This window comes from Planctomycetota bacterium, from assembly GCA_039182125.1.
Lineage (GTDB): Bacteria > Planctomycetota > Phycisphaerae > Tepidisphaerales > Tepidisphaeraceae > JBCDCH01.
Map to the genome: position 1 here is coordinate 24609 of JBCDCH010000004.1, position 23267 is coordinate 47875.

24 protein-coding genes and 1 tRNA gene are annotated in these 23267 nt (G+C 65.0%); 14 read left to right on the forward strand and 11 right to left on the reverse strand.

The features are described 5' to 3' along the window. Positions 1-4 precede the first annotated feature (4 nt). Positions 5-688: a ribonuclease PH gene (gene rph / locus AAGD32_01595; GenBank protein ID MEM8872927.1), complete on the reverse strand. Its 684-nt coding sequence runs from the start codon at positions 686-688 to the stop codon at positions 5-7. Between the two features lie 202 nt (positions 689-890). Between rph and AAGD32_01600 the strand changes: the two genes are divergently transcribed. The 4 genes from AAGD32_01600 to AAGD32_01615 all read left to right on the forward strand — a co-directional run bounded on the left by AAGD32_01600 (position 891) and on the right by AAGD32_01615 (position 3726). Then, a tRNA-Gln gene (locus AAGD32_01600) sits at positions 891-962 on the forward strand. A gap of 57 nt (positions 963-1019) precedes the next feature. Beyond that, positions 1020-2009, forward strand: a complete 990-nt coding sequence (locus AAGD32_01605; GenBank protein ID MEM8872928.1) for an NTP transferase domain-containing protein — start codon at positions 1020-1022, stop codon at positions 2007-2009. A gap of 2 nt (positions 2010-2011) precedes the next feature. Further along, the gene (locus AAGD32_01610) at positions 2012-3016 is read left to right on the forward strand and encodes a ribose-phosphate pyrophosphokinase (protein MEM8872929.1); all 1005 of its coding nucleotides are present in this window, start codon (positions 2012-2014) and stop codon (positions 3014-3016) included. Between the two features lie 65 nt (positions 3017-3081). After that, a complete protein-coding gene (locus AAGD32_01615; protein MEM8872930.1) occupies positions 3082-3726 on the forward strand; it encodes a 50S ribosomal protein L25 in 645 nt (214 codons plus the stop codon). Between the two features lie 75 nt (positions 3727-3801). On the opposite strand, the gene AAGD32_01620 is transcribed toward AAGD32_01615, so the two are convergent. From AAGD32_01620 to AAGD32_01635, 4 genes are all read right to left on the reverse strand, one after another. Continuing rightward, positions 3802-6129: a von Willebrand factor type A domain-containing protein gene (locus AAGD32_01620; GenBank protein ID MEM8872931.1), complete on the reverse strand. Its 2328-nt coding sequence runs from the start codon at positions 6127-6129 to the stop codon at positions 3802-3804. After that, the gene (locus AAGD32_01625) at positions 6122-6640 is read right to left on the reverse strand and encodes a sigma-70 family RNA polymerase sigma factor (GenBank protein ID MEM8872932.1); all 519 of its coding nucleotides are present in this window, start codon (positions 6638-6640) and stop codon (positions 6122-6124) included. The genes AAGD32_01620 and AAGD32_01625 overlap by 8 nt, the downstream gene beginning before the upstream one ends. A 121-nt stretch (positions 6641-6761) precedes the next feature. Further along, on the reverse strand, positions 6762-8522 hold the full coding sequence (locus tag AAGD32_01630; protein MEM8872933.1) for a von Willebrand factor type A domain-containing protein: 1761 nt from the start codon (positions 8520-8522) through the stop codon (positions 6762-6764). Positions 8523-8676: 154 nt separating this feature from the next. Next, positions 8677-9126: a peroxiredoxin gene (locus AAGD32_01635; GenBank protein ID MEM8872934.1), complete on the reverse strand. Its 450-nt coding sequence runs from the start codon at positions 9124-9126 to the stop codon at positions 8677-8679. 37 nt (positions 9127-9163) lie between these two features. Here AAGD32_01635 and AAGD32_01640 point away from each other — a divergent pair, with 37 nt between their 5' ends. Further along, complete coding sequence (locus AAGD32_01640; protein ID MEM8872935.1) at positions 9164-9445, forward strand: DUF2103 domain-containing protein; 282 nt, start codon at positions 9164-9166, stop codon at positions 9443-9445. A 163-nt stretch (positions 9446-9608) separates the two neighbouring features. After that, positions 9609-10865: a DNA (cytosine-5-)-methyltransferase gene (dcm, locus tag AAGD32_01645; GenBank protein MEM8872936.1), complete on the forward strand. Its 1257-nt coding sequence runs from the start codon at positions 9609-9611 to the stop codon at positions 10863-10865. Between the two features lie 8 nt (positions 10866-10873). On the opposite strand, the gene AAGD32_01650 is transcribed toward dcm, so the two are convergent. Further along, a complete protein-coding gene (locus AAGD32_01650; GenBank protein MEM8872937.1) occupies positions 10874-11575 on the reverse strand; it encodes an Eco29kI family restriction endonuclease in 702 nt (233 codons plus the stop codon). A gap of 62 nt (positions 11576-11637) precedes the next feature. On the opposite strand from AAGD32_01650, the gene vsr reads away from it, so the two are divergent. From vsr to AAGD32_01665, 3 genes are read left to right on the forward strand one after another with little or no spacing between them, the layout of a single operon-like run. Next, positions 11638-12051, forward strand: a complete 414-nt coding sequence (gene vsr / locus AAGD32_01655) for a DNA mismatch endonuclease Vsr (GenBank protein MEM8872938.1) — start codon at positions 11638-11640, stop codon at positions 12049-12051. Further along, the gene (locus AAGD32_01660) at positions 12044-12640 is read left to right on the forward strand and encodes a hypothetical protein (protein MEM8872939.1); all 597 of its coding nucleotides are present in this window, start codon (positions 12044-12046) and stop codon (positions 12638-12640) included. Before vsr ends, AAGD32_01660 begins: the two co-directional genes overlap by 8 nt. Before the next feature lie 19 nt (positions 12641-12659). Further along, positions 12660-13487, forward strand: coding sequence for a metallophosphoesterase (locus AAGD32_01665; protein MEM8872940.1), 828 nt, complete (start codon positions 12660-12662; stop codon positions 13485-13487). A gap of 53 nt (positions 13488-13540) precedes the next feature. Here the strand turns inward: AAGD32_01665 and AAGD32_01670 are convergent, their stop codons facing one another. Next, a complete protein-coding gene (locus AAGD32_01670; protein MEM8872941.1) occupies positions 13541-14482 on the reverse strand; it encodes a TIGR01777 family oxidoreductase in 942 nt (313 codons plus the stop codon). Positions 14483-14501: 19 nt separating this feature from the next. Next, positions 14502-16037 (reverse strand): radical SAM protein, encoded by a 1536-nt coding sequence (locus tag AAGD32_01675; protein ID MEM8872942.1) that lies wholly within the window; start codon positions 16035-16037, stop codon positions 14502-14504. Between the two features lie 71 nt (positions 16038-16108). Between AAGD32_01675 and AAGD32_01680 the strand changes: the two genes are divergently transcribed. The 3 genes from AAGD32_01680 (at position 16109) to AAGD32_01690 (ending at position 18824) form a co-directional block, all read left to right on the forward strand. Then, positions 16109-17287 (forward strand): glycosyltransferase, encoded by a 1179-nt coding sequence (locus AAGD32_01680; GenBank protein ID MEM8872943.1) that lies wholly within the window; start codon positions 16109-16111, stop codon positions 17285-17287. Between the two features lie 11 nt (positions 17288-17298). Further along, the gene (sucC, locus tag AAGD32_01685; GenBank protein ID MEM8872944.1) at positions 17299-18474 is read left to right on the forward strand and encodes an ADP-forming succinate--CoA ligase subunit beta; all 1176 of its coding nucleotides are present in this window, start codon (positions 17299-17301) and stop codon (positions 18472-18474) included. Between the two features lie 74 nt (positions 18475-18548). After that, positions 18549-18824 (forward strand): hypothetical protein, encoded by a 276-nt coding sequence (locus AAGD32_01690; protein ID MEM8872945.1) that lies wholly within the window; start codon positions 18549-18551, stop codon positions 18822-18824. Positions 18825-18921: 97 nt separating this feature from the next. Here AAGD32_01690 and AAGD32_01695 read toward each other — a convergent pair whose 3' ends face one another. The 3 genes from AAGD32_01695 to tmk all read right to left on the reverse strand — a co-directional run bounded on the left by AAGD32_01695 (position 18922) and on the right by tmk (position 21391). Next, positions 18922-19662 carry a hypothetical protein gene (locus AAGD32_01695; GenBank protein ID MEM8872946.1) on the reverse strand — a complete coding sequence of 247 codons (741 nt, stop codon included), beginning with the start codon at positions 19660-19662 and terminating at the stop codon, positions 18922-18924. 42 nt (positions 19663-19704) lie between these two features. After that, positions 19705-20646, reverse strand: coding sequence for an AAA family ATPase (locus AAGD32_01700; protein MEM8872947.1), 942 nt, complete (start codon positions 20644-20646; stop codon positions 19705-19707). 100 nt (positions 20647-20746) lie between these two features. Next, positions 20747-21391 (reverse strand): dTMP kinase, encoded by a 645-nt coding sequence (gene tmk, locus AAGD32_01705; GenBank protein ID MEM8872948.1) that lies wholly within the window; start codon positions 21389-21391, stop codon positions 20747-20749. Between the two features lie 66 nt (positions 21392-21457). On the opposite strand from tmk, the gene galK reads away from it, so the two are divergent. Continuing rightward, on the forward strand, positions 21458-22597 hold the full coding sequence (galK, locus tag AAGD32_01710; GenBank protein ID MEM8872949.1) for a galactokinase: 1140 nt from the start codon (positions 21458-21460) through the stop codon (positions 22595-22597). 53 nt (positions 22598-22650) lie between these two features. Continuing rightward, on the forward strand, positions 22651-23217 hold the full coding sequence (locus tag AAGD32_01715) for a hypothetical protein (GenBank protein ID MEM8872950.1): 567 nt from the start codon (positions 22651-22653) through the stop codon (positions 23215-23217). Positions 23218-23267 lie beyond the last annotated feature (50 nt).

The window sequence follows — 23267 nt, forward strand, 5'->3', positions numbered from 1 at the left end:
TTCACTACCGGTGCTTGCGTTGGATTTCGATCAGTTCGTTGCAGCCGAGCACGGCGAGGTCGAGCATGGCGGTGAGGTGCTCACTGCCAAACCCTGCGGCTGCTTCGGCGCTGCCTTGGATTTCCACATATTGCCCCGCGGCGTTGCGAACGATGTTCATGTCGACATCGGCGTTGCTGTCGAGCGGGTAGTCCAGATCGAGCACCGGTTTGCCTTCGACGACGCCGACCGAGACGGCGGCGAGCTCACCGCGAATCGCACTGTCGGTGCCGACGGCTTTGAGCGCGTCGGAGAGGGCGAGGAATCCGCCGCAGATCGCGGCGGTGCGCGTGCCGCCGTCGGCGCGGAGGACCTGGCAGTCGATCGTGATCGTGTGCGGGCCGATCTGGTCCATGTTGACGGCTGCTCGGAGGCTGCGGCCGATGAGGCGTTCGATCTCGGTGCCACGCGAGTCGGTGTGACCGGTGCGGGGCCAGCGTTTTCGACCGGGCGTCGAGCCGGGCATCATGAGATAGTTGGCGGTGACCCAGCCGCCGGGTTTGTCCTCCGGAAACCACGGGGGCACGACCTTCTCGATCGTCGCCGTCGCGAGGATCGCCGTCTCGCCCTGCTCCCAAAGCACGGCAGGTGCCACGGACGGCACATCGCGGCGGACGGTCACGGGACGAAGTTCGTTGGCGGGTCGCATGGACCGGAGCTTAGGAAATGTCGAATGACGAGTTCCTGAATGACGAATGAATGACCAAATCCGAAATCCGAAGTTTCGTCATTCGGATTTCCATGCCTAGCATAGCTAGACGTCGAGAGGCCCGGCAACGGGAGGGTAGACGTCCCCAACTGACCGCCCACGCCCGGCGTTCTGCCGGTCGCCTCTTTGGCTATCCCACCACTGGCCCGTGGTGTAATCGGTAACACACCTGTTTTTGGTACAGGCATTCGGGGTTCGAGTCCCTGCGGGCCAATCGACGAAAATGCGGGACGCCGGAAGGTGCCGTGCACTTTTCCAGCCAACATTTCTCATGTCTTCCCTTGCGATCATTCTCGCGGCCGGCCGGTCGACCCGGATGAAGTCCGACCTGCCCAAGCCGCTGCACGAGGTGGCCGGCAAGCCGATGCTCGGACACATCCTCGACGCGTGCTGGGCCGGCGGGATCGACCGCGCGATCGTCGTCGTCGGTCACGGCAAGGAACACGTCATCCAGCGCTTCGGCTCCGACGAACGCATCACCTTCGTCGAGCAGACCGAGCAGCTCGGCACCGGACACGCGGTCATGGTTTGCCGCGACGCCCTCGACGGAGAGGCCGACGACAGCGACGTGCTGATCCTCGCGGGCGACCTGCCGATGATCACCGGCGACATCGTCCACGCCATCCGCAACGCCCACGCCGAGGACGACGCGGACGCCACGCTCGGCACCGGCGTCCTCGACGACCCGACCGGCTACGGCCGCGTCGTCCGCGACGAGGCCGGCAACTTCGACGCCATCGTCGAACAGCTCGACGCCACCCCGGAGCAACGCGAAGTCCGAGAGGTTTTCCCGTCGCTCTACTGCGTCAAGTGCGGCGTCCTGCTCGACACGCTCGCCAAGCTCACCAACGACAACGCCAAGGGCGAGTACTACCTCACCGACATCTACGCGATCGCCAAGCGGGACGGCCGGCGTGTGCTTGCGGTGGAAGCCGTCACGGCCGACGACATCATCGCGCCCAACAGCCGCGACCAGCTCGCCGACGCCGACGCCGCGATGCAGGACCGCATCCACGCCGCCCTGCGTGACAACGGCGTCACGATCGTCAGTAGCGCCAACACCTACATCGAGGCGGACGTCGAGGTGGGCCGCAACACGATCATCCGGCCGTTCACATACATCGGCCACGGCAGTTGCATCGGCTGCGACTGCGTCGTGGGGCCGTTCGCGATGCTTCCCCGCCAGGGCATGCTCGGCGACGGGCAATCGCTCGCCGGGAATCTCTCCCCCGAAACCTGCAACGTCAACGAGGGTGCCTGACCATGTCGACCGCCGTCGCAGAGAAGAAGGCCAGCAAACGTCACAAGCGTGACGCGAAGAAGATGAAGATCTTCGCCGGCTCGGCCAACCCCGACCTGGCCGAGAAGGTGTGCAAGCATCTCGACCTGCCGCTTGGCAAGGGGAAGGTCATCCCCTTCCCCGACGGCGAGCTGTTGGTCCGCATCGACGAGGACGTGCGCGGCCGGGACTGCTTCGTCATCCAACCCACCTGCTATCCGGTCAACGAAAACCTGATGGAGCTGATGATCTGGATCGACACGCTCAAGCGCGCCAGCGCCAAGCGGGTCACCGCGGTCATCCCGTACTTCGGCTACGCCCGCCAGGACCGCAAGGACGAGGGCCGTACGCCGATCACCGCCAAGCTCACCTCCAACCTGCTCGAACGCGCCGGGGCCGACCGCGTGGTTGCCCTCGACCTGCACGCACCGCAGGTGCAGGGCTTTTTCGACATCCCCGTCGACCATCTCCAGGCGGCGAAGGTGTTCTGCGAATGGTTCTCCGGTTTCGACCTGAGCAACACCGTGTTCGTCTCGCCCGACGTCGGCAACGTCAAGCGTGCCCAGGCATATGCGAACATCATGGGCGGGGCGATCTGCATCATCGACAAACGTCGCACCAGCGGCGAGACGGCCGAGGCCGTTCACCTCATCGGCGACGTCGCCGGCAAGACCGTGCTGATGACCGACGACATGATCACGACCGCGGGCACCGTCACGTCCGCCGTCGAGATCCTCCGCGACCACGGGGCAGGCGACATTTACATCACCGCCACGCACGCCGTCCTGGCAGGCCCGGCCATCGAGCGCCTGGCCAACTGTTCGTTCACCAAGCTCGCGGTCACCGACACCATCCCGCTGGGCCACCGGGCCGACCCCATCCGTGACCGGGTCGAGGTGCTCAGCGTTGCCGGCATGCTCGGCGACGCGATCCACCGAATCCACCACCACAAGTCCATCAGCGCCATGTTCAAGGACGTCACCGGATAGTCGGCTGCGCCGGGCTTCGCGAAGTTCGCTCATCTCAAATCTGAAATCTCCAATCTCAAATTACCATGTCAGACACCATCACTCTCGAAGCAGAAAAGCGTGACAAGCTCGGCACCCGCGAGTGCCGCCGTATTCGCAAGGCGGGCAAGATTCCCGGCGTCGTTTACGGCCACGGCGAAGGCAACACCTCCGTCGCCTTGCCCACCAAGCTCACCACCGAGTCCATCCACAAGGGCGCGCATCTGTTCAACCTCGACATCGCCGGCAAGACCGAATCGGTCCTGCTCAAGGACATCCAGTTCGATCCGTTCGGCGTCGAGATTCTCCACCTCGACTTTGCCCGCATCAGCCTCGACGAGATCGTGACCGTGCTGGTCCCGGTCCACTTCGTCGGCGAAGCCAAGGGCGAAAAAGAAGGCGGCATCGTCGAGCACGAGCACACCGAAGTCGAAGTCGAGTGCCGCGCCGACAGCATCCCCGACGAGATCAAGGTCAACGTCGAAGCCTTGGGCCTCAACGACAACCTGCACGTCTCGGACATCACCTTCCCCGAAGGCGTGACGCCGACGATGGAGCCGGACACGGTCATCGCCCACGTCGCCGCCCCGCGTGTCACCGCCGTGGCCGACGAACCGGCCGAAGCGTCCACCGAGCCGGAAGTCCTCGGCGAGAAAAAGGACGATGAAGGCGACGACGCCAAGAGCGAGTAACGCCCATGTCTCCACCGACGCGAAACGCCCCGGCCAACTCGGCCGGGGCGTTTCGCGTTTCAAGCCGTTCCGTGTTCACTCCAACGCTTTGGCTTTTGCCGCGAGTTCTTTGAGCTCGGCGTCGGTCGTCATTTCGATCACCCAGTCGAGCGTCGCCGTGCCGGCATGCGGGCTCTCCCGCAGGAGCATCGCAAACGCGGCGGCGCTGGCGGCTTGCTTGAAGTCCTTGTCCGCCTCGGCGAACGGAACTTCGGCATCTTCCAGCGGGAAGCTCATCAACTTGCTCGTCCCCTGTTCCTTCGGCGCGTCGGGTTGCTTGTAACGCAGCTTCACGGTGAGCAGTTCCGGGCTGTCGACGACGGCCGGCTTCTCCTGATACTTCAACTCATCCACCATCGGCCCGGCGAGCATCTTGTCGAGGCTGGCGATCTTGTTCTCGATCAATGCGATGTCGGCATTGAGCGCGGCGACCGCTTCCTGCGTGAGTCGTGCTCGGTTCATCAGGTCGCGGATCGCGTCGATCTGTTCCTGCAGGTCGCCCTTCTGCTTGGCGAGGGCTTCCTCGTCGAGCTCGGCTGGCACGATCTCGTAGAGCGCGGTGACGGTGTGGCCGACGCCGATGTCGCCGGCGTCCTTGGTGTCATCGTTGAAGTCGCGGTCGGCGAGTTTGCGGTTTTCGTAGCCGATGAGGCGGTAGCTCGCGACGGTGGCGGGGTTGAACTCGACCTGAATCTTCACGTCCTTGGCGATAGCTTGGAGCGTGCCGCCGGCGCCGTCGACGAGGACACGCTGGGCCTCGGCTTCGGAATCGATGTAGGCGTAGTTGCCCTCGCCCTTGTTGGAGATCTGCTCCATCATGGCGTCGTTGAGGTTGCCGCTGCCGAAGCCGAGGACGGTGAGGTAGACGCCGGCCTTGGCTTTGTCTTCGACGAGCCGGACGAGACCGCCGGTGTCGGAGGTGCCGACGTTGAAGTCGCCATCGGTGGCGAGGATGACACGGTTGACGCCATCCTCGATGAAGTGTTTCTCGGCGGTGGCGTAGGCGAGTTCGATGCCGGCCCCGCCCGCGGTCGAGCCGCCGGCACCCAAGCCAGCCAGTGCGCTGACGACCTGCTCGGCATCCGTCGTCGAGTCCAGCACCAGCCCCGCCGCTCCGGCGTACACCACGATCGCGACGCGATCGTTATCACGCATCGTCCCGGCGAGCTTGGTCATCGCCGACTTCACCAGCGGGAGCTTCTTCGGGTTGTTCATCGAGCCGGAGACGTCGAGGAGGAATACGAGGTTCATGTCCGGCCGCTGCTCGGCGGGGATCTCCTTGCCCTTGAGCCCGATGCGGACGAGCTTGGTCGACGGGTTCCAAGGCGTTTGTGCGACGGCAAGGTGGGCCGCGAACGGATGCTCATCGTCGAGGCTCGGCGCGGCGTAGCCGTAATCGAAGTAGTTCACGAACTCCTCGACCCGCACCGCGTCGGCCGGCGGCAGCTGGCCGGCCATCAGCATGCGGCGAACGTTGGTGAAGCTGGCCGTGTCGACGTCGATGGAGAACGTCGAAAGCGGCGCGTCACCGACGGCGATGAAGTCGTTCTCAGGGGTGTGGTCGTACGCTTCGCGATCGGTGGGAGCCGCGTCGAGGCCGTGTTGGCGATGGTCATCGAGGCCGCCACCTCCGCCGTATGCACCAGACTCACGACCTCCCGCGTCACGCCTGACATAGAAGCGAAATTGTTGGGGCCGAGGCTCGGACGGGGGACTGGCCGGCATCACCGCGAGGGAGTCGGACATCTCGGCTTCGGCAAGCCGACCTTCCGCTGCCTCGTTTCGCAAGCCGCGGCCCCTGGCACCGGGCATCGCATCCGCGACCTCTTCGCTCGGCACCGGACCCACCACGCCGTCGATCTCTGAAGATTCGTCGAGATCAGCGTAGCCGTCAGTAGCTCCGAGGTAAGACTCGATCGCGTCGGCCTTCTTCATCGCCTCGGGTGTTCCTTGACGTCGTAACGATTCGAGTTGGTCCTGATAATCGTCGAGCAACGCTTCGCGGGCGGATGACGGCGTTGCCGTTTCGTTGAGCGCGATTGCAGTTACGTTGACCCCTCCTTCGCGCACCGCGAGGAAACCGACCACCATTAAGGCAACCGCGGCGGCGATCGCGAGGGCGCTGACGTTGAAGTGTTTTTCTCTCTTGGGTTCCATGACGTACTCCTGCATCCGGTAGGTTTCGTTCGCCGCCGGTAGGTCCGGCTCGGCTTGCAGGGCACTCGTGAGCAACGCGGCGTCGGCGCGCACTTCCTCCACGAACTCGGCCGCGTCAGGATGGTCGGCGAGGTACGCCTCGATCTCGGTGGACTGCTCGGCGGTCGTTTCGCTAAGGGCATATTGGGTCAGTAGGTCTTCACGCATGATCGACTCCTAGCGCCGTGAGCTGGCCGCGGAGGGTTTTCAATCCCGTGTGGATCAGGACGCCGACGTTGTTGGCGGTCTTGCCGGTGACGTCGGCGATCTCGGCGTAGCTCATGCCGGCGGCGAACTTCAGCCGCAGCACCTCACGCTGTGCCGTCGGCAACTTCTCGAGCGCCGCCAACGCCAGCGCGCCGCTCTCGGCACCCTCGGCGTCGTCGGCCGGCGTGCGTTCGGTCCGCAGCGTTGCGGTTCGTTCTTCGGTCAACACGTGCATCCGACTTTCCTTTCGTAACACGTCCACGCACCGCCGACGCACCGCGGTGAACAGGAACGCCTTGGCGTTGGTCACGGGTGCGCCGTTGCGGGACATGCAGCGCAGGACCACGTCCTGCACCACGTCCCGCGCGGCCTCGGCATCACCGATCAACGAGTGGGCGTACCGCCGCAACACCGGACCGAGTTCCTCGGCCACGGCCAGCAAGTCGGCGGGCTGCTGTGTCGTGATCGTCATGCCCTGCGAGTGGAGGGACGGTTCAACCGCGAACAACTTAGTGGGGAAAATTCGAAATCCGAGTTCCCGAATGACGAATGAATGACCAAATCCGAATGACGAAACGCCGTTTGGGGTTTCGTCATTCGGATTTCCCGAGCGACTTCGCGTCCCGCACGAGGTCGACGAAGTCGCCGCAGTACTTGCCGCCGCTGCCGGAGCGTTTGGCGGTTTGCAGGACCCAGTCGTAGTCGAGGTCGCCGACGTGCTCGGACTCGCGCAGGAGCATGCCGAAGGCGGCGGCGCTGACCGCGAGGCCAAAGTCGTCGTCGGCCTTCTCGAACGGCGTATCACCGTCGGCGATGCTCCAGGTTTTGAGGCGACTCGTGCCCGGCTCTTTCGCGGCGTCGGGCTCCTTGTAGCGCAGCTTCACGCGGAGCAGCTCGCCCGACTTGGCCCGGTCAGTCAGATCGCGGTCGGTCTGGAAGACCAGCGGGTCCACGCCCGGCTCGCCGGCGTTCTCACGCAGGGCGGCACGCTTGGCCTGCAACTCGGCGATCTGCTCGGCAACCGCCGCCGTCGCGTCGGGCGTCATGTCCACCGTCGCCAGCACGTTCTGCAGCTTCTCGATCGATGCGTTGAGGCGGGCGATCTCGGCGTCGCTGCCGGCGCTGGTCCCGCCGACCGGCACGATCTCGTACAACGCCGTGACCGTGTGGCCCGCGCCGACATCGCCGGCGTCCTTGCGGTCGTCGTTGAACTCCTCGTCCTTGAGCGCGCGGTTCTCGTAACCGATCAGGCGATACGCGGCGACCTCGGCGGGGTTGAACTCGACCTGAATCTTCGCGTCCTTGGCGACGGTCACGAGCGTGCCCATGAGCTGGTCGCCGAGGACCTTCTCGGCTTCGTCCTTGGTGTCGATGTAGGCGTAGTTGCCGTCGCCTTTGTTGGAGAGGTACTCGAGAGTGCCATCGCGGTAGTTGCCCATGCCGAAGCCGAGGATGGTGAGGTACGTCCCCTTGGCGGCGTGGTCTTCGAGCATGCGGGTCAGCGAGTCGCGGTCGGTGACGCCGACGTTGAAGTCGCCGTCGGTGCAGAGCATGACGCGGTTGATGCCGTGGGGTTTGTGGTACTCGGCGGCGAGTTGGTAAGCGGTGTTGATTCCGGCGGCACCGTTGGTCGAGCCGCCGGAGGTCAGGCGTTTGATGGCGTTCTTGATGGTGCGTGTTTCGTGGCCGCAGGTCGGGGCCAGGGCGACGCCGGAGCTGCCGGCATAGGTCACGATCGACACGGTGTCGTCGGGGCCGAGCTCGGGGAGCATGTTCAGGAGAGCCTGCTGGACAAGCGGGAGTTTGTTGGCCGAGCCCATTGAGCCGGAGACGTCGACGAGGAACACGAGGTTGGCCGGCGGGCGCTTGCCGGGGTCGATGGACTTGGCCCGCAGGCCGATGCGGATCAGCTTGTTCGCCGAGTTCCACGGGCAATCGGCGACGGCGAGGCTCGCGGCGAAGGTCTCACCGCTGGCCGGCTCGACGTAGTCGTACGGGAAGTAGTTGACGAACTCCTCGATCCGCACCGCACCGGCCGGCGGCAGGTTGCCGCTGCTGATCATGCGACGCGCGTTGGCGTAGCTGGCGGTGTCGACGTCGAGGCTGAAGGTCGACAGCGGCGCGTCCGCGACGGCGCGGAAGTCGGCCTCGGGCAGGTGGTCGTACTCCTCGCGACTGGTCGGCGGCGGCTCGTAGCTACCGATAGCCGCACCGATCGCGGGTCCGCCGGCATGATGCCCGAGGAGGCCACCGATCACGGCCCCGCCCGTCGCCCCACCCGTCGCTCCGGAGGGTGCGTCGTTGCAGCCGAAGCCGATGAGCAGAAGAAGAGCGATCAAAAGGCGTACGTGCATGGCGAGGTTCCTTTCGCGGTTGGACCCGAATGATCCACGGAAGTTCTCGCTTGTTGCAAGCAAAAACAACAACGCCCACGCCTTGAGGCGTGGGCGTGCGTGGACGTCCGCGGACCCACGACTCAAGCCGTGGGCGTTTGGTGCAAAACCTGGATCAGTTCGCCGCGGCGACGAGGTCGCTGAACTCGCGTTTGGTGCCGAGCTCGACTTCGGACCAGTGGGCGATGTTGCCGTCGGGGTCGATCACGACGGTGCCGCGCTTGGTGCAGTTGAACGGCTCGAGCCCTGCCCACATGTCGTACGCCTTGGCCATCTCCCGCGTCGGATCCGCCAGCAAATCGAACTCGATGTTGTGCGCTTTCTTGAACGCCGCGTGGGTGAACGGCGAGTCGCACGAGACGCCCAGCATCACGCCGTCGTCGCCGGCCAACTCCGACTTCTTGGGCCCGAACTCACACGCCTCGTCCGTACACACCGGCGAGAAGTCCATCGGATAGAACAACAGCACGACCTTCTTGCCCTTGAGCGAACTGAGCGACACGTCGTTCATGTCCTGGTCCTTGAGCGTGAAGTCGGGGGCGGGGGTACCGGTTTGAAGGGGCATGTCGGCAGCGTATGCGATCGGCCCCTACCGTCCATCCTTGAAATTCGGCAAGGTCAAACGTGAACACGGCCGCGTCCGCGGCCTCGACGAGGTCTGCGACCGGATCGTGCGCGACTGCCCCCACGTCGACCGCATCGTCCCCGGCCGCATCTCCCGCAAACGCGGCGGCGGCCCGGCGAAGTTCAAAGTCCAATACCCCACCGACGCCGGCCTCAAGTGCCAATACAGCATCGAACGGAGCGTGCAGGAGGTGTTCCTGATCTGCAACGACGAGCAAGCGGCCCAGGCGTGGTTGACGGAGAACGGCATCGCGACGTAGGGCACGCAACCCAACAGCTACGGGCCAATGGCCTGCGGGTCTGGCGTGTCCACCCCATGCGGCGAGCACACCGTCGATGTCGCCGCGCGAACTCGCGTCCCGGGCCACCCGTTACCCGAGACAGGTTATTTTGACGGTTGGCCTGCCGAGATATGATCTTGGCATGTCAGACGGGAAGGCACCAACTTGCATCGAGCTTTTTGCAGGAGCGGGCGGCCTCGCGTTGGGAATGGCCTGCTCGGGCTTCGAGCATCTGCTCGTTCAGGATTGGAACGCCGATGCGTGCCGGACACTGCGGCACAACCGAGGCGAAAACACGGCGAAGCCTTGGAACATTCACGAATCGGACGTTCGGAGCGAGCGTTACGACGCGTTGCGTGGCAAAGTCGACGTCGTGGCTGGCGGACCACCTTGCCAGCCCTTCTCCATCGGAGGCAAGCATCGCGGCTTCAATGACCAACGAGACATGTTTCCCGAGGCGGTTCGCGCCGTGCGTGAGCTAAAGCCGAAGGCCTTTGTTTTCGAGAACGTCAAGGGCCTTCTCCGCGAGAACTTCGCCAACTACTTCCAGTACATCGTTCAACGGTTGCGGTTCCCCACGCAGGTCAGCCAAGGCGACGAGGAATGGCCTGACCATCTCACGCGACTCGAAAAACTACATACCGGCGGCCGATTTCGCGGCCTGCGATACAACGTCGTGTGGCAACTGCTCAACGCTGCGGACTACGGCGTCCCGCAGCAACGGTGGCGCGTGGTCATCGTCGGTGTTCGCGCTGACCTCGGCATCCGTTTCAGCTTTCCGCATGCGACCCATGGCGCGGACGCGCTCCTGCACAGCCAGTGGGTGAGTGGCGAGTACTGGGATCGACACCGCGTGCCAATGCGCGAGCGGCCCGAGATACCCAAGCGACTACGGAAGCGTGTCGAATCCCTCAGGAGCCAGCTTCCGGAGTTCATGCCACGACCTTGGTCCACCGTGCGCGATGCCACGGCCGACTTGCCGGCAATCGGAGTGGGTGAGACATGCCTCGAAACACCCAACCATCAGCTCCGCGCCGGTGCGAAGTCTTACCCGGGGCATACCGGCAGCCCGCTGGATGAACCCGCGAAGGCGCTCAAAGCCGGCGACCATGGCGTGCCGGGCGGCGAGAACATGCTTCGGCTTCCCGATGGGTCCGTGCGTTACTTCTCCGTTAGGGAAGCCGCGCGCATTCAGACCTTCCCCGACGATTGGGTACTGCAAGGATCATGGACGGAGTCCATGCGGCAATTGGGTAACGCGGTGCCAGTTCGTTTGGCGAGCGCTGTCGCCGACAGGCTTCACGGGGTGCTTGAACCATCGGGCATAACGCAAGCCTTTCAGCGAAACATCGTGGCCGCTGAAGCAAAAGCCCGGCTGCATCAACAGCTGGAAACGTGAATGCCGCATCAACGCTCATGCCGTCCGACGAAGCCCGGACGCAGATCATCGGTCAAGGACGAATAGCGCCCCACGAAGAACTCGTCGAGCATCTCTCGAACTCGCTTTAAAATGGCGGGTCGACGTTCCAGCGCTTCGGCGACCCTTGGCCCTTGCGTTTGCCGACCCGGATGAAGTGCATCCCAGTCGGAGAACGCCGAGCCTCGATTTCTGCCCGGCGCGTTCCCGCCGATGCCTTGTACCGCCACATTCCACACCGGGCGGAAGTTCGAGATGAGATAAGTCTCTGCCAGAACAGCCCAAGCATCCCGCATCGTCAAAAAGACGACGTGAAAGTCGCGCGAATGCAGGTCGACCTTTTCGATCTTGCCTCGATATCCAGTGATTCGTGATCTCAGTCGATTGCTACTGACGGGTTCGACACCCTTGTTGCTCCGCGTGATACCCATTCCAACATAAATCGGGACCTTGAGTATCTCACTCTCGCTGAACCAGTTCTGCCGGAGTCTGGCGTAGGCATCGTGCTCACCGTGGTAGTACAAGGCATAAACGCCACTGCTCGCTCCACCAACAAAACTCTCTAGCGGCTGGCGCGGCTGCCGGATGAACGCCGACGCAATCGCGTCGCCCAATCCGCTGTAGCTTAATGGGTCGAACTCGCGCTCGATCACTGACGACTCTTGGGGGCCGAACTCTTGTTCGTTACTCACCGTATTGCTCCAAAACGATGGTGAGCGAGAGTTCGCTCATTGGCAAGCACCCGAGCGTTGGCATGTCGCTGGACCCCTTATCCTCAGCACAACGTAGTGAGCGAATGTCGCTCGTACGGGGCAAGGACACGAAACCGGAAATGGTCGTCCGCAGGCTCATCCATCGGATGGGCTTCCGCTACCGTCTCCACCGCCGCGATTTGCCGGGGAAACCTGACCTGGTTTTTCCAAGCCGACGAAAAGTCGTTTTTGTTCACGGCTGCTTCTGGCATCGGCACGCTTGTCCGGCAGGGCGACGCACGCCGAAGTCACGCCGTGAGTTCTGGCTCAACAAGCTCGAATCCAACCGACGTCGGGACCAACGCAATCGAAGACGGCTCAACAGACTTGGCTGGTCGGCCATGGTCATCTGGGAATGCCAGCTCCGCGACCTGGATCGTGTCAGGCGACGAGTTGCCAGCTTCCTGGATGGCTGAACCCTTGCCCGACGCCACCGGCTTTGGCACGATGCCGGTTTCACACCAAGGAGACTCCATGCGTTGCTACACCACCCTGCTTGCTTTGCCGTTGCTCTTGCTCGTCGCGTTCGTTGCCGCCGACGAGCCGATGGATTTCAGGGAGCTCAAGAAGATACTTCCCGCCGAGTTGGGCGGACTGGCGTTGGTGAACTCCGAGGGGCAGAAGATCAACGCCAACGGCCAGAAGTTCACTCAAGCGATGGGCGAGTACGAGCAGGCCGACGGTGAGGCCGACGCGACGATGAACATCGTCGACTACTCCGCGATGCCGCAGATGGCGATGGCGATGACCGCGTGGCAGAACATGGAGTTCGAGCAGGAGTCCGACGACGGCTACCAGAAGAGCACCAAGGTCCGCGACTGCCCGGCGATGGTCTCCTGGGAAAACAGCGGCACCGGCTCGATCACGATGCTGGTGGCCGAGAAGTTCATCGTCGTCCTCGAGATCTCGCAAGTGACGCACGATCAGTTCGAGGCCGCGATCGACGGCCTGCCGATCGACGCACTCATGGGCGGCGCACCGGCGACGACCGCGCCGGCCGAATGAGCGGCGCTACCGTGGTCGCGTGGCGACGACGCTGGCACACCTCTCCGATATCCACTTCGGCAAGCTCGAGCCGGGCGTGACCGACGCGGTGTCGGCCGATCTGCACGCGGACCCGCCGGACGTGCTGATCGTCAGCGGCGACTTCACGCAACGCGCCACGGCCACGCAGTTCCGCGAAGCGGTTGCGTGGGTGGAGACACTGCCGGGCGAAAAGCTGTTCGTGCCGGGCAATCACGACGTGCCGCTGTGGGCGTTTTGGGAGCGTTTTCTCACGCCCATGCGGCGGTACAGGAAACACGTGACCGACGACCTGTTGCCGACGGTGCGCTGCGGTGAGGTGTTGGTCGCCGGCGTGAACTCGGCCCGGCCGATCAGCCCGACCTGGCGCGGCTTCTGGAAAGACGGCAAGCTCGGCCGCGAACAGCTCGCCGCACTGCACGACACACTCACGGCCAGCGACGCGGCGGTGAAGATCGTCGTGACGCACCACCCCTTCCTCCCGCCACCGGGCCATCGCCCCCACGGGATCATCCGCCGTGCCCGGCGGGCGCTGCGCGCGCTCGAAACCGCCGGCTGCGACGTGTTGCTCGCGGGGCACCTGCACATGAACTACGGCGGCGACGTGCGCAGCCACCACCAAACCATCGCCCGCGGCATGCTTAGCATCCAGGCCGGCACCGCCACCAGCAGTCGCCGCCGCGGCGAGCCCAATGCCTACAACCGACTCACCGTCGACGGCAACACGCTCACGCTCCAAGTCCGCGCCCACGACGGTCGACAGTTTGGCATGCGCGAACAACGACGGTTCGCGCGCGACGGCGAGGGCAACTGGTGTGAGTACGCATGACTTTTGAGCGGCGACCGGCGGGAGCTTTCGGAATAGCTCCCGTTGGTCGCCGCTCAAACGGGATGCCGCCTCACCAAATCGCGCACTGCGTCTTCCCAAGCACAAAACTCGAACTCGAAACCCGCCTCGCGTAGTCGGCCCGGCACGACGTTGCGACTCTTGAGGATCAGCTCGCTCTCGGTTCGCAGGACGATCGCGCCCAGCTCGACCATCCACTTCGTCGCCGGCAAGCCGAGCTTCACGCCCGCCGCTTCCCGTAGCGCCGCCATGAACTCGGCATTGGGCAGCGGGTTCGGCGCGGCCAAGTTCACCGGCCCCGACAGGTCGCCCTCGATCAGGAACTCGATCGCCCGGATGAAATCGCGGTCGTGAATCCAGCTCACGTACTGCCGGCCGTCACCCGCGCGACCGCCGAGCTGTTTGCGGACTAATCCCAACAGCACGTCGAACACGCCGCCGCGATCGGGCGACATCATCATCGCCGTCCGCAAAAGCACCGTCCGCGTCAACGGCAGGTCGAACGCATTGGCCGCCGCTTCCCACTGGGTTGCGACGTCGAACGAAAAGTGCCAGGTGTCCGGCTCCTCGGGCCGCACGCCGAGCGTGCCGGTCGCTTCGTCCTGCGGCCGATCGAGGCTGTGCTGGTAGATCGTCGCGGTCGACATCTGAAGCCACACCGCGGGCGGTTGCCGTGCCAGCGCGATTGCATCGCCGACGGCGCGGGTCGAGTCGACGCGGCTGCCGGTGATGAGCTTGCGGTTGGCTGCGTTGTAGCGGCAGTCGACGCTTCGGCCGGCAAGGTTGATCACCACGTCCGCCCCGTCGATCTGCTCGCACCAATCACCTGCCGACTTCGCGTCCCATCCGACCACCCGCCACGGACGCGACGCATCGGCACTGCGCGAGAGCACGACCACGTCATGTCCGTTGGACTGAAGGTTACGAGCGAGCACGGTGCCGATCTGTCCGGTGCCGCCGGGGATGACGATCTTCATGGGCGATGGTACAGCACAGTTACATCACGCCGTCGAAGTCACGGGCCCGCTCCATCAGTGGCTTGCGGTTGATCGCATGGACCGCCGCGAGCAGACGCATGACCGCCGACCGGTACACCGGGTCATCGGCTTCGGTGTAACGGTGATCGACCTGTGCGACTTTGTGGTTAATTGTGAGCTGCGTGAGTTGGGCGTGTGCGTCGGGCTTGGCTTCGAGGGTGCGATGGAAGCGGGTGCCGGTCATGATCTGGAACCGGTTGAGCGAGACACGCTCGATGCTGTGGCTGTGGCGTTCGAGGAACTCGGCGGTGGCGACGACATCGGCGACGGTCTCGCCCGGATAGCCGAGGATCATCGTGCAGCGCATCGAGATGCCGACCGCGTGGGCGTCGTCGAGGAACCGGCCGGTGTGTTCGACGTCGGCCCCCTTCTTCATCAGGTCGAGCACGCGCTGGCTCCCGCTTTCGAGGCCAGTCGTGAGGCGGACACAACCGCTGACGGCGGCGCGCTTGAGATCATCGGCGGTGAGCCCGTTGGCATGCCCGCGAGGCCCGTTGGCATCAACGTGTACCGCGGCAATCCAGCGGCTGCCAGGCGCGACGCGTTGCATGTTGTCGAGCACCGCGTTCCAGACGTCGAGGTCGCTGTTGAGCTTGAGATCGGTGAACGTGTAGAGCGATGCGCCGTGACGTTCGTGGTGATACGCCAACTCGTCGAGCACGTTCCTCGGCGAGCGACTGCGATAGGTTCGGCCTGCCGTGCTGGTCACATCGCTGCAAAACGAACACGCGCCCCAACCACAACCGCGACCGGTTATCACCGGCACGATCCGGTTCGGATACTTCTCCCATGGAAAATCCACGTAATCCGGGAACGGCACGTCGTCGAGGTCCTTCAACGGCGTACGGGCACCGCCGAGCAGCGTTCCTTCGGGGCCACGCAGCCAAAGCCCGGTGTGCCGCGTGAGGTCATCGCCGGCAACGATCGATTCGAGGATGGCGGGCAACTCCAACTCGACCTCGCCGCCAACGATCGCGACCGCCCCGGGAATGTCGACCCACTCGGCGACGACCTCCGGCTGGGCAAAGTACGGACCGCCGACCAGCGCCGGCACGCCAGCTTCCTTGCACGCCGCGCAGATCTCGGCGGTGTGGTCGCGGTACATCAGGTAACTGCTGACGAGCACCACGTCGGGCTTTTGCTCGACGAGCAACTGCTCGAACTTCGTGACGACGGCCGCCTGCTCCTTACCAAGGTCCGGCGCGCGGAGCTTGGCGACCTGCTCGCGGGCCCGACGCAACAACGATGACCTGCTCGTCGCCGCGCGGTAGTTGAGCTTCTCGACGGCCAGGCCGTACCACTTGGCCGGCCGCTCACGAACCACGCCGCCGACACCCAACATCAACGGACTGAACACCGACACCTCATGCCCGGCTTCTCGACAAACCGCGGCGAGATAGCCGACGGGAACGCTCGGATAGCGAGCGAAGTTGTTCAGGTCGACGATGAGTACCCGTCGGACGGTGACTTCTGGTTTTTGGTCTAGGTTGGGCACTTCTTGTTTTCCCCCGAATCCTGTTACTTCATCATGGCATCCCTGTGACGCCCGGCAAACTAAATCCTCCGATGAACCTGACGCCGCCGAGTGGCCGACGTTGCGTGGCGTATGTGGTTAATCCGTATCCGGCACCGAGCCACACGTTCGTGCGGCGGGAGATCGCCGGGCTCGAGTCGGCGGGCTGGTCGGTACATCGGTTCACGCATCGCTGGCATGACGGCGAACTCATCGAGCCGGCGGATATCGCCGAGCGGGCGAGGACGACACGACTGACCCCTCGGCCGACGTGGACCACCGGCACGCACGGCCGGCGCGTCGGACGCGGCACGGCCAAAGGCATCGCCGCCGCCGCCCTCGCGGCCGACCTGCGCCTGCACATGGCCCGGCTCAACATCCGGCATGTCCACGCCCACTTCGACACCGCCACCGACACCGCCCTGCTCGCGACCGCCGACAGCACGCGAACGTTCAGCTTCACCGTGCATGGGCCCGAGGAGTTCGAGCAGCCCGAAGCACTACGGGTCCGCGTGGGCGCGGCGGCGTTCGTGGCATGTATCAGCGAATACACACGCCAACGCGTCGCTGGGCTTTGCCCAGATCACGCGGCGAAGCTCTACGTTATCCGCTGCGGCATCGACGTCGATCAGTACGAGCCGACACCGACGCCGGACACCGACGAGATCGTCTGCGTCGGTCGACTCGTCAGCAGGAAGGGCCAGGGCGATCTGATCCACAACCTCGCCGTGGTGCCTGGGTGGCGGCTGCGGCTGGTGGGCGATGGGCCGGACCGGGGCCGGCTCGAAGCGCTTGCCAAGAAACTCGGCGTCACAGACCGTGTCAGGTTTGTCGGCTGGGCGAACGAATCGGCCGTCCGCCGCCACATCGCCGAGTGCCGGGCGTTGGTATTGTTGAGCAACGCGGAAGGTTTGCCCGTCGTGCTGATGGAAGCGCTGGCCTTGGGGCGCGTGGCGCTGGCCTACAACGTCGGCGCGATCGGCGCGCTGTTGCGCCCGCCGATGCTTCTGGACCCGGGGTTCGACATCATCGCAACGGCCAACGACGACGAGGAAGAACATGCCTTGCGCTGGGTGCTCGACACCTCGCCTCGCGAGCTCGACGAACGTGCGGTCGATGCAAGACGGCACGTGCTCGAACGGCACGACGCGGCCCGCAACGCCGCGGCACTGGCAAAGCTGCTCGAGTCGGCTGTCGAGTCGGCGGTGGCCCCTGCGGCTCGGTCGGTGTAACGTCGGCTCCGATGAAGATTCACGAGTACCAAGCCCGACAAATACTCCGCGACCATGGCGTTCCCGTCCCCGAGGCCGAGGTCGCCAAAACGGTTGACAAGGCTGTCGCGGCCTATGAAAAGTTCGGCGGCATGTGCGTGGTGAAGGCTCAGGTCTACGCCGGCGGTCGCGGCAAGGCCGGGTTCGTGAAGCTCGTGAACTCGGCCGATGAAGCACGCGAGGCCGCCACGTTCATGCTCGGCAACCGTATGATCTCCAACCAGACCGGCCCCGACGGCGTGCCCGTCTCGGTGCTGCTGGTCGCGCCCGGCGTCGACATCGCCAAGGAGTACTACGTCTCGATCACCAACGACCGCGCCAGCGGCAGTGCCGTACTCATCGCGTCGGCCGAGGGTGGCGTCGAGATCGAGGAGGTCGCCGAGAAGAACCCCGACGCGATCCTCAAGGAGCCGCTCCATCCGTTGCTGGGCTTGCAGCCGTTCCAGGCGACGAAGGTGGCTTACGCACTGGGCTTCGAGGGCAAGCTCGCCAAGGCCGCGGGCAAACTGCTCATGGGTCTGAGCAAGGCGTACAAGGCGACCGACGCGGAGCTGGCCGAGATCAATCCGCTCGTGGTAACCAAGGAAGGCGAGCTCCTCGCCATCGACGCGAAGTTCAACTTCGACGACAACGCCCTGTTCCGCCAGCCGGCGATCAAGGAGATGGCCGACGATTCGCAGGAGAACCCGCTGGACGTCAAGGCCCGCGATGCCGACCTGAACTACATCGCCCTCGAAGGCAACATCGGCTGCCTCGTGAACGGCGCGGGCCTGGCGATGGCGACGATGGACGGGGTGAAGCTCGCGGGCGGTGAGCCGGCCAACTTCCTCGATGTCGGCGGCGGCGTCACCGCCGAGGGCGCGACCACCGCCTTCGAGATCATTCTCTCGGACGACAAGGTCGAAGGCATCCTCGTGAACATCTTCGGCGGCATCGCCAAGTGCGACCTCGTCGCCCAGGCCCTCGTCGAGGCAGGCGAGAAGATCGGCTTCAAGGTACCGGTCGTCGTCCGCCTCGAAGGCACCAACGTCGAGCCGGCCAAGAAGATCCTCGAAGAAGCCAAGGGCAAGCTCCCCACGCTCATCCCCGCCGACAACCTCGACGACGCGGCCCGCAAGGTCGTGGATGCGGTCAAGGGGGCGGCGTGAAGGGTGCTCGGCCCGCGAGCCGTTGGCTCGCGGCGATTGGGGTGATGTGTGTCGTGAGCGGGTGCGCGGCCGATGTGTCTCGCACGGAGGTGGCCGACCCTGTCACGCGCGTCCCGCTCGACACCGACCTTCGACTCGGCTCGGCGAGCGCGGTGCATCTGCGGCGCGACATGCTCGGCGCGTCGGTCAATGGCGTACTCGGTCTCGACAACGGCAAGCACAGCGACGCGGCGGTGGTCCGCGGCCAACTCGTCGCAGTCCGCAACGACTTCATCACCGTGCGTGATGGCGGTCGCGTGCTCCACATCCGTCGCGAAGCGATCATCGCGATCGAGCAGTTAGTCGATTAGTTCACCCCGCAGACCCACGGCTGAAGCCGTGGGCGTTCCCTCATAACGTACGATTCTCCCCAAAAGCCCACGCCTTCAGGCGTGGGTCGGCGGGGACTCACTCGTCCCGAATCTCCCACTCGGCCTGGTCGGGGGCTTCGATGTTGAAGTTCTCGCCGGCAATGTCCTGATTGATCACGACGTTGTCGAGCACCAGCGTCTGGATGTCATCGACGCCGACGACGATCACCTGGCGTGGCATCTTCAACGCCGGGTCGATCCACAGCTCCACGGCGACGAACCGCTTGGACAGCTCCTGCTCCGGCTTGGGCTCCAGTGCGAGCGTCGGCAAGCCCTCGGGTCCCTCGGCCGGGTCGGCGACGTCGGCGATCGTGAAGACCTTCTTGACCTCCACCGGGTCCTGGCCGATCGGCAACGGCAGCGGGCCGGTGCCGAGCGCGAAGAGGTCGACCGTCTCGCCCTCCTCGGCGAGCTTCCGGTAGATGATCCGCTTGGCCCCATGGTCACGCTCTTCGAGAACGTTGCCGCGGAGGATGAAATCGGTCGCGGTGCCGGGGAAGGTGTTGCCCTCCTCGACCTTGTCGCCCAGCGACACGCGGAACAGGGCCGTGTCGCCGCGCTCGTCGAGGTAGAGCTTGCCGGAGCGTGTCGTCTCCAGGCCGCTGAGCATGTCGATGCGCGTGAGCGTCACATCGGCGGTGAGCGTTTCGAGTTCATCGCCGCGCTCGTCGAGCATGGCGAGCAGCGCATCGGTGTCATGCACGCCCGCCGGCGGCGGAGGCTCGACGGTGGCACATGCGGTCAACGCGAGGACGACGGTGATAACCCATTGCATCATGGCATGACGTTAGACCCGCGACCCAGCGATCGGTTGCACGGGTCACAAACTCGCCGCGAGTTGCTGATACACCAACGAGGTGTTCACGTTGCCGTTGAGGTACGTCTCGGCACGGGCCAACGCGTCGATTGCGTCGGCGGCGTGCTCGGGGTCGTCGGCCAATCGGCCACGGTAGTAACGACCGGCGAGCGTGAGATACGTCGCGACGCCTTCGCGGTTGGCCGCGTCCTTGCTGCCCAGCGGATCACGCTTGAGCGCGGCGTCGGCGTAGGCACTGCCGGCGTCGGCGAGGAACTTCGGCAAGTCCGACACGTCCCCTTCCAGCATCTTGAACAGCCGCACCGCGCGGGCGACCACGCCGTCCTCGTGCCAGCGCAGCGCCTGACCTGGCGAGCCGTCGGCGAGTTTCGCCGCGGCGGCGGCTTCGTTCGCGGGGACGCCGAGCTTCTCGAGGATCGCCGTCGCGTCCGCCAACGGCAGCGTGCCGAAACGAAACGTCTGACACCGACTGCGGATCGTCGGCAACAGTGCCTCGGGCGCGTCGGTTAGCAACACGATCAACGCCCGCCCCGCCGGCTCTTCCAGTGTCTTGAGCAAGCCGTTCTGCGCCGCGACGGTCATCTTGTGCGCCTCTTCGATGAGGAACACCTTGCCGTTGCCGTCCACCGTCTTGCGACTCGCCGGCTCGACGATCTCGGCCCGCACGACATCGATGCCCAGCTGGATCGCCTTGCTCTTGCCGGTCTTGTCGTGGTAGCGCGTCAGCTCGCGCGTGACGACGTGCAGGTCCGGGTGCGTGTTGGCGGCGATGAGGTTCGGGTCGGCGTCGAGGAAGATCGACGCAAGTGCCCTGGCCGTGGTGAACTTCCCAACCCCCACCGGCCCGGCGAAGATCACCCCGTGCGGCAACCGGTCCGCCCCCCGCGCCGCCTCGATCACGGCGATCGTGTCGTCGTGGCCGAGGATGTGGGCGTAGGGGGACATGGGTCAAAAGCATATGCGATCGAACGCCCACGCCTTTAGGCGTGGGTCTGCGATCGGCCACGCACGCCGACCCACGGCTGAAGCCGTGGGCGTTCATTCGCTATTCGAACAACGGGGCCGCGTTGATGCCCAGTGCTTGCTGAATCTCGTGCTCGACGTCGTCCTCGGGTTGGTCGGCGTTGATGATCTTGAACTTCGGATTGTCCTCGGCTTGAGCGCGGAAACGGGCACGGACTTGTTGGTGATACGCCAAAGGCCGTTGCTCGATGCGGTCCTTGGGACGGGTGACGCGAGCAATGCCCACGGCGGGGTCGAGGTCGAGCAGCAACGTCAGGTCCGGCACGCAGTCGCCGATCGCCACGTCGGCCGCGGCCCGGATGTCGTCGGCACCAAGGTCGTCGCCGACCTGGTACGCCAGCGTGCTGCTCACGTAACGGTCGCAGATCACCAGTTTACCTTCGTCGAGCGCGGGCCGAATCTGCTCGGCGACCATCTGCGCCCGCGCCGCCATGTAGAGCATGCACTCGCAACGCCGGGTCATCTCGACGTGGTCGCTGTTGAGCAGGATGTCGCGGACTTTCTCGCCGATGCGTGTGGAGCCGGGGTCGCGGAGCAGCTCGACGGGCCGGCCTTCGCGCTCGAAGAACGCCTTGAGCCGGGCGGCCTGCGTGGATTTGCCACAGCCCTCGCCGCCGTCGAGGACGAGGAATCGGATGGCGTGGGGATCGGGGTGGGGGTCGGCCACGGCCGGCATGGTAGCGGGACGCGCCCGTTCGGGAAGATGACCGCCCGTTCGCTACCATCACGGCCCATGCTCGATCGACTCCGTGAACAGTTTGCCGACGCCTTCGACCGCCCCGCCGCTTCGATCGTCCGTTCGCCCGGCCGCGTCAACCTCATCGGCGAGCACACGGATTACAACGACGGGTTCGTGTGCCCGATGGCGATCGAGCCGAGCATCTGGTTCGCGGTCAGCGGGCGGGACGACTTCACCGTCAACGTCCGCAGCACGCTGTTCCCCGAGCAGGTCGTGACGTTCGACCTGATGGAAACGATCACCAAAGACGAGCCGGCGTGGGGCGACTATGTCCGCGGCATGGCGGCGATGCTCAAGGGGGCGGGCATCCCGCTCTCCGGCGCCGACATCCTCATCGACAACGACCTACCCAAGGGCGGCGGGCTTTCGAGCAGCGCCGCGCTCGAGGTCGGCACGGCGTGCTGCCTTCTCAAGGTCGCGGGACAGGAAATCGACGCGGACCGGCTGGCGTTGCTTGCGCAGAAGGCCGAGCACGAGTTCGCCGGCGTGCCGTGCGGGATCATGGACCAGATGATCGTCGCCGACGGCCGCCAGGGCCACGCGATGCTCATGGACTGCCGCGACCTGGCCAAGACCCACGTGCCCATCGGCTCCGAGGTGTCGGTGCTGGTGATCAACACGATGGAGAGCCACAGCCTCGCCGACGGCGAGTACGCCAAGCGCCGCGCCGAATGCGAGGAAGGCGCGAAGATCCTCGGCGTCAAAGCGCTGCGTGACGCGACGATCGAGCAGGTCCAGGAGGCCGAGGGCGCGATGTCGCCCGTGGTGTTCAAACGGTGCAGGCACGTCGTCGGCGAGAACACGCGGACGGTCGAGTTCGCGGGCCTACTGAACCAAAAGAAGTACGCCGAGGCCGGCGAGTTGATGGTCGCAAGCCACGGGAGTTTGTCGGGCGACTACGAGGTGAGCACCGATCGCCTGGACTACCTCGCCGCCAAAGCGGTCAAGCTCGACGGCGTGTACGGCGCCCGCATGACCGGCGGCGGCTTCGGCGGCTGTGTGATCGCCCTCGTCGACGCCGAACACGCCGGGCGGACGCAGACGGCGTTGACCGGGTCATTCGAGAAGCAGTTCGGCGTGAAGCCCGAGGCGTTCACGACGCGACCGGCCGGCGGCGCGGAGGTGGTGGGGTGAGGCTTTGGTATGGCTGGCGATGGGCGATCTGGATCGCAAGTATCGGGCTGGGGTTGCTGACCACACTTTCTTTTGTAAGACCTTTCGCGGCACCGCTACTCGTCACCATCAATGCCTCTGGCGATTCGCGTTCCAGCTACCAAGTCGTCGCAAGACACGGCGTTGCGTGGTGGATAGCCGAGCATCACGAGCGGACCGTGATCGCACCCGACACAATCCCGCCTCTCCGGCGCTCGATTGCCAAGCGAAATCCGGTTACCACCGCACTAACCGACCCGGTTCACCTGACCCGGGCGGGCTTTGGAGTGGACACTTGGAAGTCGACCGGCAAGACGACTGTCGCAAGCTCGGTCGTCGGCATCGAGAACGACATTGATGGCGACGGCCACATTCGATTCACCCAACTTGAGCAATCAACGACGATCCGCGTTCCACTGACACTGCTGCTGCTCGTCAGTCTTTCGTCGAACGTGTTATTGGCGGCGATGGCCTCCCGCGGAAGACCCCAGCCAGGAAACTGCCCCGCCTGCGGTTACGACCTGCGGGCGACGCCGGGGCGGTGTTCGGAGTGTGGGTGGGGGCGAAAAGGCGAGGCGGCAGCGCACGAGACCCGACCGTGAGGGAGGGTGGCGGGCGGCAGCCAGCGTCTCCGTGCGTGCGTGACCAATCG

What these genes read in the sequence shown, in the direction of transcription:
- AAGD32_01625 (MEM8872932.1), bottom strand. Translation starts at nt 6,640, where the DNA reads ATGACGATCACGACACAGCAGCCCGCCGACTTGCTGGCCGTGGCCGAG.
- AAGD32_01670 (MEM8872941.1), bottom strand. Translation starts at nt 14,482, where the DNA reads ATGAAGATCGTCATCCCCGGCGGCACCGGACAGATCGGCACCGTGCTC.
- sucC (MEM8872944.1), top strand. Translation starts at nt 17,299, where the DNA reads ATGAAGATTCACGAGTACCAAGCCCGACAAATACTCCGCGACCATGGC.
- AAGD32_01615 (MEM8872930.1), top strand. Translation starts at nt 3,082, where the DNA reads ATGTCAGACACCATCACTCTCGAAGCAGAAAAGCGTGACAAGCTCGGC.
- dcm (MEM8872936.1), top strand. Translation starts at nt 9,609, where the DNA reads ATGTCAGACGGGAAGGCACCAACTTGCATCGAGCTTTTTGCAGGAGCG.
- rph (MEM8872927.1), bottom strand. Translation starts at nt 688, where the DNA reads ATGCGACCCGCCAACGAACTTCGTCCCGTGACCGTCCGCCGCGATGTG.
- vsr (MEM8872938.1), top strand. Translation starts at nt 11,638, where the DNA reads ATGTCGCTGGACCCCTTATCCTCAGCACAACGTAGTGAGCGAATGTCG.
- galK (MEM8872949.1), top strand. Translation starts at nt 21,458, where the DNA reads ATGCTCGATCGACTCCGTGAACAGTTTGCCGACGCCTTCGACCGCCCC.
- AAGD32_01620 (MEM8872931.1), bottom strand. Translation starts at nt 6,129, where the DNA reads ATGCGTGAAGACCTACTGACCCAATATGCCCTTAGCGAAACGACCGCC.
- AAGD32_01605 (MEM8872928.1), top strand. Translation starts at nt 1,020, where the DNA reads ATGTCTTCCCTTGCGATCATTCTCGCGGCCGGCCGGTCGACCCGGATG.
- AAGD32_01635 (MEM8872934.1), bottom strand. Translation starts at nt 9,126, where the DNA reads ATGCCCCTTCAAACCGGTACCCCCGCCCCCGACTTCACGCTCAAGGAC.
- AAGD32_01610 (MEM8872929.1), top strand. Translation starts at nt 2,012, where the DNA reads ATGTCGACCGCCGTCGCAGAGAAGAAGGCCAGCAAACGTCACAAGCGT.
- AAGD32_01660 (MEM8872939.1), top strand. Translation starts at nt 12,044, where the DNA reads ATGGCTGAACCCTTGCCCGACGCCACCGGCTTTGGCACGATGCCGGTT.
- AAGD32_01630 (MEM8872933.1), bottom strand. Translation starts at nt 8,522, where the DNA reads ATGCACGTACGCCTTTTGATCGCTCTTCTTCTGCTCATCGGCTTCGGC.
- AAGD32_01695 (MEM8872946.1), bottom strand. Translation starts at nt 19,662, where the DNA reads ATGATGCAATGGGTTATCACCGTCGTCCTCGCGTTGACCGCATGTGCC.
- AAGD32_01700 (MEM8872947.1), bottom strand. Translation starts at nt 20,646, where the DNA reads ATGTCCCCCTACGCCCACATCCTCGGCCACGACGACACGATCGCCGTG.
- AAGD32_01680 (MEM8872943.1), top strand. Translation starts at nt 16,109, where the DNA reads ATGAACCTGACGCCGCCGAGTGGCCGACGTTGCGTGGCGTATGTGGTT.